14 protein-coding genes are annotated in these 19,232 nt (G+C 62.4%); 7 read left to right on the top strand and 7 right to left on the bottom strand.

Features of this window, described 5'->3' with window-relative positions:
- Positions 1 to 14 precede the first annotated feature (14 nt).
- The 3 genes from ACS4RS_RS12105 to ACS4RS_RS12115 form a co-directional block, all read right to left on the bottom strand.
- Entirely contained in the window at positions 15 to 3,218 is a 3,204-nt protein-coding gene (locus ACS4RS_RS12105) for an efflux RND transporter permease subunit (protein WP_449313665.1), read from the bottom strand.
- A complete protein-coding gene (locus ACS4RS_RS12110) occupies positions 3,199 to 4,377 on the bottom strand; it encodes an efflux RND transporter periplasmic adaptor subunit (protein WP_439010773.1) in 1,179 nt (392 codons plus the stop codon). The genes ACS4RS_RS12105 and ACS4RS_RS12110 overlap by 20 nt, the downstream gene beginning before the upstream one ends.
- Before the next feature lie 260 nt (positions 4,378 to 4,637).
- The gene (locus ACS4RS_RS12115) at positions 4,638 to 6,182 is read right to left on the bottom strand and encodes a cation:proton antiporter domain-containing protein (RefSeq protein ID WP_439010772.1); all 1,545 of its coding nucleotides are present in this window, start codon (positions 6,180 to 6,182) and stop codon (positions 4,638 to 4,640) included.
- A 244-nt stretch (positions 6,183 to 6,426) separates the two neighbouring features.
- On the opposite strand from ACS4RS_RS12115, the gene ACS4RS_RS12120 reads away from it, so the two are divergent.
- The 3 genes from ACS4RS_RS12120 to ACS4RS_RS12130 are packed head-to-tail and all read left to right on the top strand — an operon-like array spanning position 6,427 to position 9,641.
- Positions 6,427 to 6,891, top strand: a complete 465-nt coding sequence (locus ACS4RS_RS12120; RefSeq protein ID WP_439010771.1) for a MarR family transcriptional regulator — start codon at positions 6,427 to 6,429, stop codon at positions 6,889 to 6,891.
- Complete coding sequence (locus ACS4RS_RS12125) at positions 6,884 to 8,107, top strand: efflux RND transporter periplasmic adaptor subunit (protein WP_439010770.1); 1,224 nt, start codon at positions 6,884 to 6,886, stop codon at positions 8,105 to 8,107. The genes ACS4RS_RS12120 and ACS4RS_RS12125 overlap by 8 nt, the downstream gene beginning before the upstream one ends.
- On the top strand, positions 8,100 to 9,641 hold the full coding sequence (locus ACS4RS_RS12130) for a DHA2 family efflux MFS transporter permease subunit (protein WP_439010769.1): 1,542 nt from the start codon (positions 8,100 to 8,102) through the stop codon (positions 9,639 to 9,641). The genes ACS4RS_RS12125 and ACS4RS_RS12130 overlap by 8 nt, the downstream gene beginning before the upstream one ends.
- Here ACS4RS_RS12130 and ACS4RS_RS12135 read toward each other — a convergent pair whose 3' ends face one another.
- The 3 genes from ACS4RS_RS12135 to ACS4RS_RS12145 are packed head-to-tail and all read right to left on the bottom strand — an operon-like array spanning position 9,642 to position 11,556.
- Entirely contained in the window at positions 9,642 to 10,259 is a 618-nt protein-coding gene (locus tag ACS4RS_RS12135) for a DNA-3-methyladenine glycosylase (protein WP_439010768.1), read from the bottom strand.
- Between the two features lie 50 nt (positions 10,260 to 10,309).
- On the bottom strand, positions 10,310 to 10,624 hold the full coding sequence (locus ACS4RS_RS12140) for a hypothetical protein (RefSeq protein WP_439010767.1): 315 nt from the start codon (positions 10,622 to 10,624) through the stop codon (positions 10,310 to 10,312).
- A gap of 23 nt (positions 10,625 to 10,647) precedes the next feature.
- Positions 10,648 to 11,556, bottom strand: a complete 909-nt coding sequence (locus ACS4RS_RS12145; protein WP_439010766.1) for a LysR substrate-binding domain-containing protein — start codon at positions 11,554 to 11,556, stop codon at positions 10,648 to 10,650.
- Positions 11,557 to 11,662: 106 nt separating this feature from the next.
- On the opposite strand from ACS4RS_RS12145, the gene ACS4RS_RS12150 reads away from it, so the two are divergent.
- Positions 11,663 to 12,406 carry an SDR family oxidoreductase gene (locus ACS4RS_RS12150; protein WP_439010765.1) on the top strand — a complete coding sequence of 248 codons (744 nt, stop codon included), beginning with the start codon at positions 11,663 to 11,665 and terminating at the stop codon, positions 12,404 to 12,406.
- Positions 12,407 to 12,658: 252 nt separating this feature from the next.
- Here the strand turns inward: ACS4RS_RS12150 and ACS4RS_RS12155 are convergent, their stop codons facing one another.
- A complete protein-coding gene (locus ACS4RS_RS12155; protein ID WP_449313666.1) occupies positions 12,659 to 13,570 on the bottom strand; it encodes a LysR substrate-binding domain-containing protein in 912 nt (303 codons plus the stop codon).
- Positions 13,571 to 13,731: 161 nt separating this feature from the next.
- On the opposite strand from ACS4RS_RS12155, the gene ACS4RS_RS12160 reads away from it, so the two are divergent.
- The 3 genes from ACS4RS_RS12160 (at position 13,732) to ACS4RS_RS12170 (ending at position 19,100) form a co-directional block, all read left to right on the top strand.
- Complete coding sequence (locus ACS4RS_RS12160; RefSeq protein ID WP_439010763.1) at positions 13,732 to 14,547, top strand: alpha/beta hydrolase fold domain-containing protein; 816 nt, start codon at positions 13,732 to 13,734, stop codon at positions 14,545 to 14,547.
- Positions 14,548 to 14,593: 46 nt separating this feature from the next.
- Positions 14,594 to 15,784, top strand: coding sequence for an efflux RND transporter periplasmic adaptor subunit (locus ACS4RS_RS12165; RefSeq protein WP_439010762.1), 1,191 nt, complete (start codon positions 14,594 to 14,596; stop codon positions 15,782 to 15,784).
- 115 nt (positions 15,785 to 15,899) lie between these two features.
- Positions 15,900 to 19,100 carry a multidrug efflux RND transporter permease subunit gene (locus tag ACS4RS_RS12170; RefSeq protein ID WP_439010761.1) on the top strand — a complete coding sequence of 1,067 codons (3,201 nt, stop codon included), beginning with the start codon at positions 15,900 to 15,902 and terminating at the stop codon, positions 19,098 to 19,100.
- The last annotated feature ends 132 nt before the right edge of the window (positions 19,101 to 19,232 follow it).

The raw sequence follows: 19,232 nt of genomic DNA on the forward strand, positions 1-19,232 counted from the left end.
CCCGCTGGAGCGGATCAGACCGTTTCGCTTTCAATCGGGACGGCCTCCGCCGTCTTTTCCGCCGGCTGCTTGCGGCGCCAGCCGCGCAGCACGACGTAGAAGACCGGCGTCAGAAACAAGCCGAAGATCGTCACGCCAAGCATGCCCGAAAAGACGGCGGTGCCGAGCGACTGGCGCATTTCGGCGCCGGGGCCGGTGGCGATGGCAAGCGGCAGAACGCCGAAGATGAACGCGAATGCCGTCATCAGGATCGGGCGCAGGCGAAGATGGCTGGCCTCGATGGCCGCTTCCACCGGCGACTTGCCCTCGTCTTCCGCCTGCCTGGCAAACTCGACGATCAGAATGGCGTTCTTGGCCGCAAGCCCGATCAGCACGATCAGGCCGATCTGCGTCAGGACGTTGTTGTCCATTCCCCTCAGCGAGACCCCGATCAGCGCTGCGAGCACCGCAAGCGGGACGATGAGAATGATCGCGAGCGGCAGAACCCAGCTTTCATATTGTGCCGCCAGCGCCAGGAAGACGAAGACGACTGAGAGGGCGAAGATGTAGACGGCGGTGTTGCCGGTATGGGTCTCCTGATAGGCGAGTTCCGTCCATTCGAAGGTTGTCCCTTGCGGCAGGATCTTCGCCGCCAGCGCTTCCATCTTCGCGATGGCATCGCCGGTTGATGTGCCAGGCGTCGGATTGCCCTGAAGCGGCACCGAGACGTACATATTGTAGCGTTGGACAAGCGCCGGGCCGCTGGCATCCTGGATATCCATCAACGTGCCAAGCGGAACCAGCGCGCCGGTCGCCGATCGAACCTTCAGGGCGAGGATGTCTTCCCTGTCCATGCGATATTGCCGGTCAGCCTGCGCGCGAACCTGGTAAACGCGGCCGAACGCATTGAAATCATTGACGTAGGCGACGCCCAGATTGATGGAAAGCGCGTTGAAGATATTGGGGATCGGCACATTCAGGAAGCGTGCCTTGTCACGGTCGATCGACAGGAAGTATTGCGGGCTCGCATCGGAGAATGTGGTAAAGACGCCGGTCAGCCCCTCGGTGGTGGCCGCCGCCCCCATCATCTGGCGGGCGAGGCCGAGAACGCGCGTCATATCGGCGTTTTCAAGATCGGAAATCTGCATCTTGAAGCCGCCTGAGTTGCCGACGCCACGCACGGATGGCGGCGGGATGGCGATGATGAAGGCTTCCTGGATGCTTTGCAGTTTGCCGTAAAGCTCGCCGATGATCTTGTTGGCGGTCTCTCCGCCTTCCTCACGTTCGGCAAAGGATTTGAACGGCACGAAGACGACGCCCGAATTCGAGGCATTGGTGAAGGTCGCCCCGCTGAAGCCGGCAAATTGCACGGCGTTGCCGACACCCGGCACGGTCCGGGCTATATCGCCCACCTGTTTGACGACGGCGTCGGTACGCGCCAGCGAGGCGCCGTCTGGAAGCTGTATGACGACGATCGCGTAACCCTGGTCCATGGTCGGGATGAAGCCCGCGGGAACGCGGGTGCCCATGTACCAGGTTGCTCCGAGCAGGCAGACGAAGGCGATCATCGCGGCCGTCAATCCGACCCAGCTGCGGACCAGATGCCGGACGATCCATGAATAGCCGGAGCTCATCCTGTCGAAGCCGCGATTGAAACCGTCCGCGAGACCTCTTCCAAACCGTGTGGCGATATTCGCGCGTCTGGTTTCGTGGTCGTGGGTTTTCAACAATATGCCGGCAAGGGCGGGCGACAGTGTCAGCGAATTCAACGCCGATATCGCGGTGGTGACCGAGATCGTCACGGCGAACTGCCTGTAGAACTGGCCCGATATGCCGGGAATGAAGGCTGTCGGCACGAACACGGCGATCAGCACCAGCGAGATGGCGACGACGGCGGTTCCGACTTCGTCCATCGTCACATGGGAAGCTTGTTTCGGCGTCATACCGCGCGCCAGATTGCGCTCGACGTTTTCCACCACCACGATCGCATCGTCGACGACGATGCCGATCGCCAACACCAGCCCGAAGAGGGTGAGCATGTTGAGCGAGAAGCCGAATGCCAGCAGGATGGCGAAGGTGCCGATCAGAGAGACCGGAATGGCGACGATCGGTATGATCGCGGTTCGCCAGGATTGCAGAAAGACGAGAACGACGATCGCCACCAGGATGGCGGCCTCGGCGATGGTTCTATAGACCTCGCTGATCGAGTCCGAGATGAATTCGGTCGTGTCGTAGACGATGCGATATTCCAGGCCCTCGGGGAAATTCTGGGAGATATCTTTCATCAATGTCTGGATCTGATGGGCCGTATCCAGTGCATTGGTTCCCGGTCGGGCGAAAATGCCAAGGGCGACCGCCGGGTCGTTGTTGAGGTAGCTGTTGGTGACGTAGTCCTGGGCGCCGAGTTCGATACGGGCGACATCCTGCAACTGCACGAGCCGGCCGGCGCCGGTCGATTTTACGATGACGTAGCGGAACTCGCGCACGTCGGAGAAGCGTCCGTCCGTTCGCACCGTATATTCGAAGGCGTTCTTACCGGTGACGGGCGGCGCGCCGATCTTGCCGCCGGAGACCTGGACGTTCTGGTCCCTCAAGGCGGAGACGACGTCGTCCGAGGTCATGCCGTAGGCCGAGAGCTTTTCCGGATCGAGCCAGATGCGCATCGAATACTGGCGCTCGCCGAAGATCTGCACATCGCCGACGCCGTCGAGGCGGACGAGAACGTCGCGGATGCGGTTGCGGGCATAGTTCGAGACGTAAAGCTGGTCGTAGCGGTGCGACGGCGACAGCAGATGCACAACCATCATCAGGTCGGGCGAACTCTTGTCGGTGGTCACGCCGAGCCGCTGCACCTCTTCCGGAAGGCGGGGCAGCGCGATCGAAACACGGTTCTGGACAAGCACCTGCACCTTGTCGAGATCGGTGCCGAGCTTGAAGGTGATGGTCAGAGACATAGCGCCGTCAGCACTGGAATAGGACGACATGTAAAGCATGTCTTCGACGCCGTTGATCTGCTGTTCGAGCGGGGTCGAAACCGTATCGGCGATGGTCTGCGGATCGGCGCCGGGATAGGAGGTTCGCACGACGATGGTCGGCGGCGCGATCTCCGGATATTGGGAGACCGGCAACTGTGTATAGGCGATGCCGCCGACGACGAGAAAGAGAATCGAGATGACGGCCGCAAAGATCGGCCGGTCGACGAAGAAGTGCGCGCAGATCTCATTGTCCGCTCTCCGCATTGGCGGCTTCGGGCGGGGTGTCCTGCCGCTCCTGCGGCAGTTCGGTCATCTGAGGCGTGATCGTCGAACCCGGGCGGGCGCGCATCAGGCCGTTGACGATGATCGTTTCGGTGCCGTCGAGGCCCTCGCGGATCACACGATAGCCGTAGAGCCGCGGGCCGGGTCTTACGGGCTTGGTCGAAACCTTTCCTTGCGCGTCAACCACATAGACGACGCGTTCGTTCTGGTCCGACCCGATTGCCTCGTCCGGGACGAGTATGGCCTGGTAGGTGTTGGAGGCTTCGACCTGAATGCGGCCGAAGAGCCCGGGCTGAAGGACGAGATCGGGGTTAGGGAAGCGGGCGCGCAGACGAATGGTGCCGCTCTCATTGTCGACCCGGTTCTCAGCGAAGTCGAGTTTTCCCTTGAATGGTTTGGCAGAGGGATCCGAGATGGTGACGGATACATCCAATCCGCCGCCGCCCTGCTGGAGTTCCTTGCCCATTTTGCGCGCCGTGTCTGCGAAATTCAGCAGGCGGCGCTCATCGACGTCGAAATAGAAATCGATCGGGTCGAGCGAGACGATGGTGGTCAGCACGGTCTGGTCGGTCTGCACAAGGTTGCCGGCCGAGATCAGCCGGCGGTCGATGCGGCCGCTGAGCGGCGCTTTGATCTCGGTATATTCCATGTCGAGAGAAGCGCGATCGGCTGCGGCCTGCGCACCGCGGACATTGGCCTCGGCCGAATCGAACTCGCGGCGGCGATCGTCCAGCGTCTGCGCCGCCTGGCTGCCGCTCGCGGTGAGCGATTGTGCGCGCTTAAACTGCGCATCGGCAAAGACCAGAGCGGATTGGGCCGCTTCGAGCGTCGCCTTTGCCTGGCTGAGCGCGGTTACGAACGGCCTCTGGTCGATGACGAAGAGTAGGTCGCCCTGCTTGACCAATGCGCCGTCCTGGAAATGGATTTCCTGCAGGTACCCACCGACGCGCGAGCGAACGGAGACTTCGTCGACCGGCTCGAAGCGGCCAATGAATTCGTCGCTGTCGACGACATCGCGAACGACCGGCTTGGCAACGGTGACGGGAGGAGGGCCAGACGGTGCGCCCTGCGCCATGGCGGCCAGAGGCATGAACGTGGTGATGCAGCCGAGCATCAATATCCGTCGAAGCACGTAAGTCATACCGGTCCCTCCAATCGCGACGGCCGATAGACTGCCGCCGAACCTAAGATAAGGTGATGCTATTTCATGTTTTGCTGCTTTGAACGAAGGCGTGGCCCCCGCGATTTCCCCCGGCGTTCAATCCGTAGGAGGGAAGGCCGGCACGCAATGCACATCGGAAAAATCGTAACTTGTGGAACCGGATATAAACGGCAGCGGCGAAAAATAGCAAATGCCAATTGGCTGAGGTTGCGAAATCCATCAAAACGTCATCGATGGCGTCAGATCTCGACGATCTCGTCGCGGCCGGGCGGCAGGACGGCGAGTTCGGCCCAATCGAGCTCCTGTTCCAGCATGTGAAAGACATCGTCGTCGATCTCGTCGGCACGGCGCATCGCTGCCAGTTTGCGGCGTTTGGCGGCAATGACGCTGCGGCGCTGCTTGTCGAGCCTGCTGACTTCGCGCGGATGTTTCCCGTCGGCGGCGATCTCGCGCTCGGAGGTGTAGACGTCGCGCAGGATGCGGGTGGATTTGTCCTCGCCGTCGGCAAGTTCGGCCAGCGCCGCATCGATCAACGCGACCCGGGCCTTGGTGAGGTCGCGGTCGAGCGAGGTGTCTGGCTCGAATTTTAGGAAGCGGATCAGCGGCCCGAGCGTCAGGCCCTGGACGATGAGGGTGCCGAGAACGACGGCAAGGGCGCTGAGCAGGATGATGTCGCGATCGGGGAAGTCGATCGGCAGAGCGAGCGCGGTCGCCAGCGTGACGAGGCCGCGCATGCCGCACCAGCCGGCAAGCAAGCTGGTCGCGAAGGTCGGAACGGCCTGTCTGGTATAGCCGCGCTTCGCGAGAAAGGTGATCACGCGGTTATAGAGGAGCACCCAGGCCAGGCGCACGCCGATGACAGTGACGAAGACCGCGGCGGCCAGGGTGATTGCGAAATTCAGCCGGCCGGGATCGAGGTCGAGGACGATCTGACGGACCTGCAGGCCCAACAGCAGGAAGGCGAGCACGTTTAGCAAGAAGACGGCGGCTTCCCAGACCGAATAGGAATGAATGCGGTGGCGGGCCGTCTGCCGCTCGGGCATGTAGCGGGCGATCACCATCGCATAGACGACGATGGCGAGGATCGCTGAAAGGTGCAGCCGCTCGGCGATGATCCAGGTGCCGAAGGTGGCGACGAATTCGAGCAGGGTGCCGCCGAGCGTGCCGGCGAGCTTCAACCCGACCACCATGTAAAGACGGCCGAGGAGATAACCGAGGATGAGGCCGCCCGGCACCGCCAGCGCCAGCTCCGCCAGGGCGCCGGTAAAGAAGGCGGGGCTTGCGGCGGCCGCCACCGCGGCGCTGAAGATCAGGAGCGCCACGGCATCGTTGAGAAGGCTCTCGCCTTTTAGGATCACATAGGTCTGGCGCGGCAGGGCGAAGCGGTCGAGCATGGCGGTCGCCGCCGCCGCATCCGGCGGCGCGACGATGGCGCCGAGTGCGACAGCTGCGGCGAGCGGCAGGCCGGCCATGGTCACGCCGACGGCGGCAACGGCTGCGGCCGTAACGATCACGGCGATGGCGGCGAGCGAGAAGAGCGGCAGCCAGTTGCGTCGCAATGTCCGCGGAGGCAGATCATAGGCGGCGTCGAAAAGCACCGGCGCGATCAGCAGCGCCAGCGCCAGCTCGGGATCGATCGCGACCTCGGGTGCCCAGGGCACGGCGGCGACGATGATGCCGGCGATCGCCAGCATGGTTGGATAAGGGATGCGGAATTTCCTGGAGAATTGCAGGAAGACGATCGCCACCAGCAGTAGCGTCAGCATGCTTTCGAAGAACGCCATCGAGCCCTCCTGCGCACCTCCGGCGGAGGCGATCTCTGCCCGAAACTAGGGCTGAAGCCGAGCTGCGGCCACTGGACGGAAGTCCTGCGCCGGCAAGAATGGCGAATTGAGACCCTTCCGGCGGCAGCTGCGGCATTTTGGCTGCACCTGTGAAATCCTGCGGCTGTGCTCTTGCGCGACAGGCATGCTCAATATATCTACCAATATTATAAGTATACTTATAAATTAATGATCGCAGGTCTTGATGAGCGCCACTCCGACCCTCGGCTTCCTTCTCCACGACGTCGCACGGCTGCTGCGCAAGCGGTTCGAGCAACGCGCGAAATGCCTTGGGCTGACCCGGTCGCAGTGGCAGACGCTGGCCTATCTCTCGAATAATGAGGGCATCCATCAAGGCGGCCTTGCCGAAATCCTCGAGGTCGAGCCGATCACACTGGTGCGCATCCTCGACAAGCTCGCCGAACGTGGGCTGATCGAGCGCCGACAGCACCCGACCGACCGGCGCATCTGGCTGCTCTACATGCGCGACGAGGCGCACCCGTTGCTCGCCGAAATGCGGCAGCTTGGCGACACCACCCGCGCGGAAGCGTTGCAAAGCATTCCGGCCGAGCAGCGCGAGCAGCTTTTCCACATCCTATCCGTAATGAAGACGAACCTGGTTCAGGCATGCCGGAGCCCGGTCGACGAGAATGAGACGAACGATGGCTGATCAATCCCCCCTCCGCGTCGTTGCCGACGCCAATGCCAAGACACCTGTCGAAGAAAATCAAGCCAAACAGCAAGAAACGGTAGCCGAAGCGCCTCCATCCAATTCAGCGCCGGCTGCCGCCGTGGCTGCGCCTGGCGGCAATAAGGTCCGCCGCCGGCGCAGTCTCACGCGGCCGATCCTGTTCGCCCTGCTGCCGGTGACGCTCATCGTCGGCGGTTATTATTACGTCAATGGCGGCCAGGTGATGTCGACCGACAACGCCTATCTCCAGGCCGATATGGTCGGGCTCACCACCGATGTCTCGGGCATCGTCGAAAAGATCGACGTGCATGAGAACGAGGCGGTCAAGGCAGGGCAGGTGCTCTTCAGCCTGAGGGCCGATTCCTTCAAGATCGCGCTCGATGGCGCCAAGGCGCAGCTCGGCGTGCAGCGCAACCAGATCATGAACCTCAAGGCAAGCTATCAGCAGTCGCTGGCCGAGATCACGCAGGCGCAAGCCGATCTGCCTTATTACCAGGATCAGTTCGACCGGCAGCAGAACCTAGTCAACAATGGCAGCGCGACGCAATCGGCCTATGACGAGGCCAAGCACAATCTCGAGGCTGCGCAGCAGAAGGTCACCGTCGCCAAGGCGGAAGCTGCAACCACGCTTGCCCAGCTCGGCGGCTCGGCCGACCAGCCGATCGAGGAGAACCCGCTCTACCTGCAGGCGAAGTCGAATGTCGACAACGCCCAGCGCGAACTCGACCACAGCGTCGTCAAAGCACCGTTCGACGGCATCGTTACCAATGTCAACGCGCTGCAGGTCGGCTCCTACCTGCAGGCTTCGCAGCAGGCCTTCTCGCTTGTCGCCACCGATCACCTGTGGATCGCCGCCAGCCCGAAGGAAACCGAGCTTACCTATGTCAAGCCCGGCCAGACGGCCGAAATCTATGTCGACACCTATCCCGGCGTGATGTGGAAGGGCAAGGTCGAGAGCATCAGCCCGGCCTCCGGCTCCAGCTTCTCGCTGCTGCCGGCGCAGAACACCACGGGCAACTGGGTGAAGGTCGTCCAGCGCATTCCGATGCGCGTCAGCATCGAGGATGTGCAAGGCAAGCCGCCTCTTCGTGTGGGCATGAGCACGGTCGTCGATGTCGAAACCGGCCATGCCCGCGGTCTGCCCGACTTCGTCAATAAACTTCTGGGCAGACCCCAGGACAAGGATCATGAGTAACGCTCCCGCTTCCCCGGCGAGCCCGGTTGCCAATCGCGGCGCGATCACGGCCTGCGTCATCCTCGCCGTCATCATGCAGGCGCTGGACACGACGATCGCCAACGTGGCGCTGCCCTATATCCAGGGCAGCGTGTCGGCCTCTGCCGACCAGATCAACTGGGTCCTGACCTCCTACATCGTCGCAGCGGCGATCATGACTCCGCCATCGGGCTTCCTTGCCGCCAAGTTCGGCCGCAAGCGCGTGCTGCTCGTCGCCATCGCCGGCTTCGTGGCGGCCTCGGTGCTCTGCGGCCTGGCGCAATCGCTGAACCAGATCGTCGCCTTCCGCCTGCTGCAGGGGCTGTTCGGCGCATCGCTGGTGCCGCTTTCCCAGGGCATCCTCCTCGATATCTATACGGTCGAGGAGCGCGGCTCGGCCATGGCGCTTTTCGGCGTCTCGGTCATGGTCGGACCGGTGCTCGGGCCGGTGATCGGCGGCTGGCTGACCGACAATATCAGCTGGCGCTGGGTGTTTTACATTAATGTGCCGATTGGCGCACTTGCCTTTGCCGGTATCGTCATCTTCGTATCGGAGACGAAGAGGGATGCGCTCGCAAAACTGGACTGGTTCGGTTTCGGGATGATGAGCCTGTTCATCGCCTCGCTGCAGCTCTTCCTCGACCGCGGCGAGCAGCTCGACTGGTTCTCCTCCGGCGAGATCATGCTCGAAGCGGTCATCTGCGCCGCGGCCTTCTATCTGCTTCTGGTGCACACGCTGACGGCGCAGAAATCATTCATCAATCCGAAGCTGTTCCTCGACCAGAACTTTTCGATCAGCATGATCTTCATCTTCGTGATCGGCATCACCTATCTCGCCTCGCTGGCGCTGATGACGCCCTATCTGCAGACGCTGATGGGCTATCCCGTCATCACCGCCGGCATCGTCATGGGGCCGCGCGGGCTCGGCACCATGCTCTGCATGTTCATCGTCGGGCGGCTGATCGGCAAGGTCGATACGCGCTGGCTGCTGGTGCTCGGTCTCGGCCTGACCGCCTGGGCAATGTATGACATGACCGGCTGGACACCCGACGTCTCGCAATGGACGATCATCTCGGTCGGCTTCATCCAAGGTGCCGGCCTCGGCTTCCTCTTCGTGCCGCTGACGACGATCGCTTTCGCCACGCTGCCCGCCAATATGCGCGGCGACGGCACCGGCCTCTACAATCTGTCGCGCAACATCGGCTCGTCCGTGGGCATATCGATCGTCTCGGCGTTGATCGTCGAGAATACGCAGAGCAATCATGAATCGATCGCATCCTATGTGACGCCGTTCAACCACGCCTTCAACGCGGTGGCGGCGCAGGGGCTCAGCCCGCTGACGGCGGCCGGGCGCGCCTCGCTCAACGAGATCATCACGCTGCAATCGACGATCATCGCCTATATGGACGATTTCAAGCTGTTGATGCTGATGTCGCTCGCGGTCATCCCGCTCGTTCTGCTGCTGCGCAAGCCGAAAGCAGCGCCCGCCATCGACCACAGTGCCGTCATGGAATAATCAGCGGAACGGCTTGCTGAGATAACGCGATCCCTGGATGCCGAAGCGCCACGGCACTTCGGCATTTTTGGTGATGCCGATGCGTTTTCCCGAGACGACAGGCACCGGTACGGACGGCGTCAGCGCATAGGGCGGACGGTCGAGCAGCCGGTCGTTGATTTCGATATCGATGCCGAGCGCCTGGCACAATTTGCCGGGGCCGCTGCAGAGCGTGGTCAGCATATCGGTACCGCGCCGCTCCATCATCAAGGGTATTCCCGTTTCCGGCTCGAGCGCCCGGATGAGCACCGCCGAGCCCGGATGGCAGACGAAGTTCAAGCACCAATACATGCCATAGATGCGGTAAATGTAGACATTGCCGGGCCGGCCGTACATGGCGCCGTTGCGCTTGGTCGGGCCGCGGAAGCTGTGCGAGGCCTCGTCATCGGGGAAATAGGCTTCCGTCTCGGTGATCCGGCCGCCGGCGCCATCGACTGTGAGATGGCAGCCGAGCAGATCCCGGGCAACGGCGATCGCGTCTCGCTCGAAAAACGCCCTGAGGCTTTCGCCGGTGAGCGCGTCGGCGCCGATCGCGCCCGATATCATTCCACCATCGATCATGGCCGATGCAGATAACATCCAGTGCACTCGCCGTCATCCCGAAACCGCTTCATGCTTTGGGCTATGCATTAACGGCCGGCATTCGGATCCCGCATCGGGATCGAGGAGACGGTGACCGACACCGGGTCGCTTGCCGGGAAGGAATCTTCCAGGCCTTCCTCCAGCTCTTCCTCGAGCAAAGCGGGGTCCTTGCCGCGCGCGCCGTCGCCATGGGTCGGTTCGAGCGCTGCTGCAAGCAGGGTTTTGGCTCGCAAGACCGCGTTTTCCGGGGTCAGTTCAGGCGTGCTTCGCAGCGTCACGGCAATGCGGTCTTCGCCTTCTCCGCCGAACTCGACGACGAAGCCATCTTCCGTCTGGTAGACGGTGATATCATTGAGTGCCATCGTCGTTCCCCCAAGCGCTCATATTAGCAAAGCGCGTTTTCCGACTTTTGTCGAGCGAAGACCGTCACCAGCCAGTCGATGAAGACGCGCACCCGCGGCGAAAGCTGGCGATTGCGAGGATAGAGCACGGAGACCGGTGTCGGGGTCGGCGGAAAATCCTTGAGCACATGGATCAGCGTTTCCTCGGCAAGATCTTTTTCGGCGTGATAGCGCGGGATCTGGATGATGCCGAGGCCCATCCTCGCCGCTGAAATATAGCTTTCGGCGGCGTTGACGGCGACGGTCGCGGGAATGCTGATCTCGCGAACCACGCCGTCGACGGTGAATTCGAGCGGCAACTGGCTTCCAGTGCCGCTGGAGCGGAAGCCGACCATGCGGTGGCCGGCAAGCCGGTCCGGATGCTGCGGCAGCCCATGGGCGGCGACATAATCAGGCGAGGCGAGCGTGATCTCATCCAGCATGGCAACGCGCCTGATGACCATGTCGCTATCCCCGGTCGTGCCGGCGCGCAGCACGCAGTCAATGCCTTCGCGCACCAGATCGACAAGCCGGTCGCCTTCGCTCATGTAGACCTCGATCTCGGGATAGGTCTGGAGAAAGGACGGCAGGCTCGGCAGCAGGAAATGGCGGGCGAGAGTGCCATGCACATCGACGCGTAGCAGGCCCTTCGGCCTGGCGCCGGCAAAGGCACCTTCGGCATCCTCGATATCGGCAAGGATCGACAGGCAGCGCTGGTAATAGGCTTCGCCGTCGAGCGTCGGGCTGACATGGCGTGTCGTGCGCTGGAGCAGGCGCACACCGAGGCGAGCCTCGAGCTGCTTCACCGCATCGGTGACGGTCGAGCGCGGCAGGTCGGTGTCTTCGGCGGCAAGCGTGAAACTGCGGCGTTCCACGACGCGGCAAAACACCCGCATGGCATCAAATCTGTCCATCTCTTTGTTCGCTATCTCCGGATAGTGATGGCGAATAATGCCTGATTATCCGTGAAGAGAAAAGGCGTAGCTTCTTCTCATCGAAACGCGGTCAAGGAGAAGGACAATGGCTTCCAACGAAAACGGCAAGGTCGCACTGATCACCGGCGCCTCCCGCGGCATCGGCGCGCCCGTCGCCAAACGCCTCGCCAGGGACGGTTTTACCGTCGTCATCAATTATTCCGGCAACGCCGCCCCGGCCGAGGAACTCGCCCGGGAGATCGAGCAGGCCGGTGGAAAGGCGCTGACCGAGAAAGCCGATGTCAGCGATGCGCAAGCCGTCCGCCGCATGTTCGGTGCCGCGGAAACCGCCTTTGGTGGCATCGACGTGCTCGTCAACAATGCCGGCATCATGATGCTCTCCTCGCTTGCCGAGGCCGATGATGCCAATTTCGACCGGCAGATCGCCGTCAACCTCAAGGGCACCTTCAATACACTCCGCGAAGCGGCCAGGCGCTTACGCGACGGCGGCCGGATCATCAACTTCTCCACCTCCGTCGTCGGGTTGAAGCTCGAGACCTACGGCGTCTATGCCGCCACTAAGGCTGCCGTCGAAACGTTGACGGCGATCATGGCCAAGGAGATGCGCGGCCGCAACATCACCGTCAACGCCATTGCGCCCGGTCCTGTCGCCACCGATCTTTTCCTCAATGGCAAGTCGGCGGAACTGGTCGCCCGCATGGCGAAGATGAACCCGCTAGAGCGTCTCGGCACACCTGAGGATATCGCCGCCGCTGTGGCCTTCCTCGCCGGTTCGGACGGCGGCTGGATCAATGGTCAGACGCTGCGCGCCAATGGCGGGATGATCTAACGGCGGCGCCGTCATCGCAATTATGTGAACGGCGCTTGCAGCGTTTCCCCTTACAATGCTGCGGGGAGTGCGTATATCTAATTTATCGCGAGAGAGTGGAATTCCCTGCCGCTTTTTCCGAACCTCCAGAGCCTGCCGCGCCCTCCCTGCGGTGCGACGGGCTTGATGTTCAAAGTTGCACATTGCGGTCCGTTGAAGGTTTCCTGCCTTCCGGGCCGTATTCTTTTGGCCGGGCCGTATTTCTTTTGTCGCTCAGAAGTCGTTCAGTCTCGCTTCCACCAGAAGCTTCACCAGCCAGTCGACAAAGACGCGGACCTTGTTGCTGAGGTGGCGGTTCGGGGGGTAGACGACGTAGAGCGGCAGGGGATCGCGGCGCCAGTCCGGGAGCACGCGGACGAGGTCATCCTTTGCGATCGGCTCACGCGCCATGAAGATCGGCACCTGCGCGATGCCCAGACCCGTCAGTGCCGCTGTCAGGTAGGTGCGGCTATCGTTGACCGAAGCGATGTAACGCGGACTGGTCTCGATCACCTCGTTGTGCCGGCGAAATTCGAAAGGCAGCGTTCGGTTGTTCTGGGCGCGGAAATAGTTGACGGAGTAATGATCGGCCTCCAGATCCTCCGGCCGTTCCGGCATGCCGAATTTCTGGATATAGCCCGGCGAAGCACAGGTGATCATCTCGACTTCGGAGACACGCCGGGCGATTAGCGACTGGTCGGTCGGCGTGCCGCCCCGCAGCGCGCAGTCGACATTTTCCGCAAGATAATCGACCGTGCGGTCGCCGACGCCGAGGTCGATGCGGATATCGGGATAACGCTGATAAAAATCGCAAAGTGCGGGAACGACGATCCAATCGGCGAAAGCACCGGCCATTTCGACGCGCAGCCGCCCGCTCGGCAGGCTCTGCGAATTGGAAAGGCTGCCGTCGAGTTCCTCCAATTCCGAAATAATCTGGGCGGCGCGTTCGTAGTAAAGCGCGCCGTCCGTGGTCACCATCACCCGGCGCGTCGTGCGATTCAAAAGCTTGGTGCGCAGATGCGCCTCCAGGCCCTGGATGAGATTGGTGACCGTCGCCTTGGGCATGGCGAGCATGTCGGCGGCGCGGGTGAAATTGCCCGTCTCCACCACGCGGATGAAGACGCGCATTGCCGAGAGCTGATCCATCGGTTTGAAATCCGCAGTTTGCGTTGCACCATTGTTCGAGATCTGGAACAGTGTAATCGCGATATCGCTTCTTATTCCCTGAATGGAATAACAATATCTTTTTTGGGCAAAATGCAAGCGGCAGGCGTTGTCTGCTTGTGGGACGCAAAAGAGACCGGAACATGACGGTGGCATGGAAAGATATGATGCTGGATAAGGTGGCCATCGGCCCCGTTTCCGCACGCATCTACCAGGGCGCCGATTACGGCAAGGGTCCGCCCATCGTGCTCTACCTGCATGGCGGCGCTTTTCTCGACAGCGAGACGAGTGTCGACCGGCCGGTGGCAATCAGCCTCGCAAAGGCCGGCGCCATCGTCGCCGCCGTCGATTACAGCAGCCTGTCCGGCAATCTGTTCCCGAAGGCGCTGGAAGTCTCCTTCTCCGTTCTCAGCTATCTCGCCAACAAGCGCGCCGCCGGTCTCGGCGACCGCAAGTCGCTGCTCTTCGTTGCCGGCGAAGAGGCCGGCGGCAATGTCGCCGCCGGCGTAGCGCTGAAGGCCCGTGACCAGATGCCCGATGCGCTCGACGGGCAAGTGCTGATTTCGCCGCTGCTTGATCCCTTCATGGGCACGTCCTCGATCCGCAAGGCCGAGGCGATCGGCATGCGCCAGCGCTGGACAGAAGGCTGGAGCCATTACTTGAGCGGTGGCGGCTGCCACCCTTATGCGGCGCCTTGCCTTTGTTCGCGTCTTTCCGGCGTCGCGCCGGCATTGATCTTTACCGCCGAGGACGACCCTCTGCACGACGAAACACTTGGTTACGGTGCCCGCCTGATAAAGGCCGGTGTCGGTGTGCGCCAGCATGTCCTTCCCGCCGGGACGGGCTGGCCCTCGATTTATGGTGGGAAATCCGAAGGAGTGCCCGACTGGCAGGAGCAAGTCAGCCGCCATTTCGGAAGCTTCCTTCAGGACGTGAGCGTCCAACCGCAATTGCATTGAAGATGATCTGATATTTCAGCGGCTTTGGGCCGCAAGGAGAGTACTGATGACGTCCAGAAGTAAGCGCTGGGCCCTCCTGGGCGCCGGCATAGGTCTTATTGCGTCGGTTTCAGGCGCTGCATTGTTTTTCGAACTGCCGATGAGCACAAGCGCCACGGCCGCTTCCGCCCCGGCACAGCCGCCTGCCGTGCCGGTGACGGTTGCCGTCGTCGCGGCGCGTGACGTGACGGCCTGGCAGAGTTTCTCCGGCCGTCTCGAAGCGGTCGACCGTGTGCAGGTTCGTTCCCGCGTTGCCGGCGCCATCCTGTCGGTGGCCTTCCGCGAAGGGGCGCTGGTCAAGCAGGGCGACCTGCTCTTCACCATCGACCCGGCTCCTTATCAGGCGAGCGTGGCGCAGGCGCAGGGCCAGGTCGCTTCGGCCGAAGCCAAGGTCAGCCTGGCGCAGACCGAACTCGATCGCGGCCGCAGGCTTTCCGACAACCGCACCATCTCCCAGAGCGATCTCGATCAGCGCCGGAGCGCGCTGGCCGAGGCGCAGGCGGGGCTGCGTTCGGCGCAGGCTGCACTGCAGTCGGCCCAACTCGACCTCGATTATACCGAGGTTCGGGCGCCGGTTTCCGGCCGCATCGGCAAGATCGAGGTGACCGCCGGTAATCTGCTTGCGGCCGGCTCGGCCTCGCCGGCGCTGACGACGCTCGTTTCGGTCGATCCGATCTATGCGAGCTTCAACGCCAGCGAGGAAATGGTGACACGCGCGCTTGCCGAACTTCCACAGACCGACAGCGCCCTGCCGCCGGTCGAGCAGATCCCGGTCGAGGTCGGCACGCTGGCCGACAGCGGCACGCCGATCAAAGGCAAGCTGCAGCTGATCGACAATGAGGTCGATGCGGCAAGCGGCACGATCGGCGTGCGCGCCGTCTTCGACAATCCGGGCGGGCGTCTGATCCCCGGCCAGTTCGTGCGGGTGCGCATGGGCCAGCCGAAAGCCGAGCACAAGATCGTCATCAGCGACCGCGCCGTCGGCACCGACCAGGACAAAAAGTTCGTCTTCGTCGTCGATGCCGAAAACAAGGTCGCCTACCGGCAGGTGAAGCTCGGCACGCTGGCCGATGGCCAGCGGGTGGTGGAAAGCGGTCTGAACGCCGGCGAAAAGATCGTCGTCAACGGTCTGCAGCGTATTCGTCCCGGCGCGGTCGTCATACCGCAGATGGAAGAGAAGGTCGCGACCGCGCAATAAGTCTTCGCGCTCCCCGCGGGGGAGGGCCAATACCCGAAAATGATATGACCCGCCGGCGGCTTCAACCGCCGGAGAGGGACGTTGCATCCATGTTCACCCCGGAGAGGGCTTTGATATGAACATCTCCAGATTCTTTGTCGACCGCCCGGTCTTTGCCGGCGTTCTTTCGGTCCTCATCGTGGTTGCCGGCCTGATCGGTCTGCGGGCGCTGCCGATTTCCGAATATCCGGAGGTCGTGCCGCCGTCGATCGTCGTGCGCGCCACCTATCCCGGTGCCAACCCGTCGGTTATCGCCGAAACCGTGGCCACACCGCTCGAAGAGCAGATCAACGGTGTCGAGGGCATGCTCTACATGTCCAGCCAGGCGACGTCGGACGGCGTGCTCAACGTGACCGTCACCTTCAAGCTCGGCACCGACCCCGACAAGGCGCAGCAGCTGGTGCAGAACCGCGTCTCGCAGGCCGAACCACGGCTGCCGGCGGAAGTCCGCTCGCTGGGGATCACGACGGTCAAGAGTTCGCCCAACTTCATCATGGTCGTCAACCTCGTCTCCGACGGCGACAATCATGACATTACCTATCTGCGCAACTACGCGACGCTGAACATTAAGGATCGGCTTGCCCGCATCGCCGGCGTCGGTCAGGTGCAGGTCTTTGGCGCCGGCGATTATTCGATGCGTGTCTGGATCGACCCCCAGAAGGCTGCCGAGCACGATCTCGCCGCCAGCGACATCAGCAACGCCATCAGTTCCCAGAACGTCCAGGCCGCGGCCGGCATCATCGGTGCATCGCCGAGCCAGCCAGGTGTGGATCTGCAGCTCAACGTCAATGCCCAGGGCCGCCTGCGCACGCCCGAGGAGTTTGGCAATATCATCGTCAAGACCGGCGCCAGTGGCGAGATCACCCGCCTTCGCGACGTTGCCCGCATCGAGCTCGGCGCCGCAGACTATACGCTGCGTTCGCTGCTGGACGGCAAGCCGGCCGTCGCCGTTGCCGTGCTTCAGGCGCCTGGTTCGAATGCGATCGAAATCGCCGACAATGTGCACGCCACCATGGATCAGCTGCAGCTCGCCATGCCCGAGGGCGTCAAATACGAGATCGTCTACGATACGACGAAATTCGTGCGTGCCTCGATCGAGAAGGTCATCGACACGCTGCTCGAAGCCATTGCGCTTGTTGTTCTCGTCGTCATCCTGTTCCTGCAGACATGGCGTGCCTCGATCATTCCGCTGATCGCTGTTCCGGTGTCGATCATCGGCACCTTTGCGGTCATGTACGTCTTCGGCTTCTCGATCAACGCGCTCAGCCTGTTCGGGCTGGTGCTGGCGATCGGTATCGTCGTCGACGACGCGATCGTCGTGGTCGAAAACGTCGAGCGTAATATCGAACAGGGGCTGTCGCCGCGGGCCGCCACCTACAAGGCGATGAAGGAAGTCTCCGGTCCGATCATCGCGATCGCGCTGGTCCTCGTCGCGGTCTTCGTGCCGCTCGCCTTCATCTCCGGCCTGTCCGGTCAGTTCTATCGCCAGTTCGCGCTGACGATCGCGATCTCGACCGTTATCTCGGCCTTCAACTCGCTCACCCTGTCTCCGGCGCTTGCAGCTCTTCTGCTGAAGGGGCATCATGCGCCGAAGGACTGGCTGACACGATTCATGGATGCCATCTTCGGCTGGTTCTTTCGCGGTTTCAACCGGGTCTTCGGCGCCGGCTCGAATGCCTACGGCAAGGGCGTGGGCGGATTGCTGTCGCGCAAGAGCATCGTCATGGTGATCTATCTGGCGCTGGTCGGTGCGACCTACAGCCTGTTCAGCACGGTCCCCGGCGGCTTCGTGCCGTCTCAGGACAAGCAGTATCTGATCGGTTTTGCCCAGCTGCCGGATGCCGCGAGCCTCGACCGCACGGAAGATGTGATCAAGCGGATGACCGACATTGCGCTCGCCCAGCCGGGCGTTGCCAATGCGATCGCCTTCCCTGGCCTGTCGATCAACGGCTTCACCAACTCCTCGAATGCCGGCATCGTCTTCGTGACGCTGAAGGACTTCGAGGAGCGCAAGACGCCCGATCTTTCGGGCGGCGCCATCGCCATGGCGCTGAACCAGAAGTTCGGCGCCATCCAGGATGCCTTCATCGCGATGTTCCCGCCGCCGCCGGTCAACGGTCTCGGCACGACGGGCGGCTTCAAGCTGCAGATCGAGGATCGCGCCGGCTTGGGCAACCAGGCCCTCGACGAGGCAACCAAGGCGGTGCTTGCCAAGGCCTATCAGACGCCTGAGCTTGCCGGGCTATTCTCCAGCTTCCAGATCAACGTGCCGCAGCTCTATGCCGATCTCGACCGCGCCAAGGCCGAGCAGCTCGGAGTGTCCGTCACCGACGTCTTCCAGACGCTGCAGATCTATCTCGGTTCGCTCTATGTGAACGACTTCAACGCCTTCGGCCGCACCTACAGCGTCCGTGTGCAGGCCGACGCCAAATTCCGCGCCCAGCCGGAAGATATCGGCCAGTTGAAAGTCCGTTCGGCATCGGGTGAGATGATCCCGCTTTCGGCCCTTCTCAAGGTGGAGCCGAGCACCGGTCCGGAGCGTGCGAACCGCTACAACGGCTTCCTCGCTGCCGATATCAACGGCGGTCCGGCGCCGGGCTTCTCGTCCGGCCAGGCACAGGCCGCTATCGAGAAGATCCTTCACGAGACCCTGCCGGCAGGCATCGACTTCGAATGGACGGATCTGACCTATCAGCAGATCCTTGCCGGCAATTCGAGCGTCGTCGTCTTTCCGCTGGCGCTGTTGCTCGTCTTCCTGGTGCTGGCCGCCCAGTATGAAAGCCTGACGCTGCCGCTTGCGATCATCATGATCGTGCCGATGGGTGTGCTGGCCGCGCTGACAGGCGTCTGGCTCACCGGTGGAGACAACAACATCTTCACCCAGATCGGTCTTGTGGTGCTTGTCGGACTATCGGCGAAGAATGCGATCCTGATCGTGGAATTCGCCCGCGAACTCGAGTTCGAGGGCAGAACGCCGCGGGAGGCCGCGATCGAGGCCAGCCGCCTTCGCCTTCGCCCGATCCTGATGACCTCGCTTGCCTTCATCATGGGTGTTGTGCCGCTCGTCGTCTCCACAGGCGCCGGCGCGGAGATGCGCGCGGCGATGGGTGTCGCGGTGTTCTCGGGCATGATCGGCGTGACCTTCTTCGGCATCTTCATGACGCCTGTCTTCTACGTGCTGCTGCGGCGGCTGACGGGCAACCGTCCGCTCGTCCAGCACAAGCCGGACGAACACAAGGAAGAAGAGGCGGAGGTCATCCGGCTCGCGGCGGAATAAACGGAATTCAACCTTCCTTTGTCGAGTAAATCGGGCGGGAACTTCGGTTCTCGCCCGTATCGTTTTCGGGCCGTCGCGTCATCAAAACGGTTGCAACGATGGGTGAGGGGGTTATCAAAGACGAACAACAGT

Origin of the sequence: Rhizobium sp. F40D2 (assembly GCF_051810745.2) — a bacterium.
Lineage (GTDB): Bacteria > Pseudomonadota > Alphaproteobacteria > Rhizobiales > Rhizobiaceae > Rhizobium.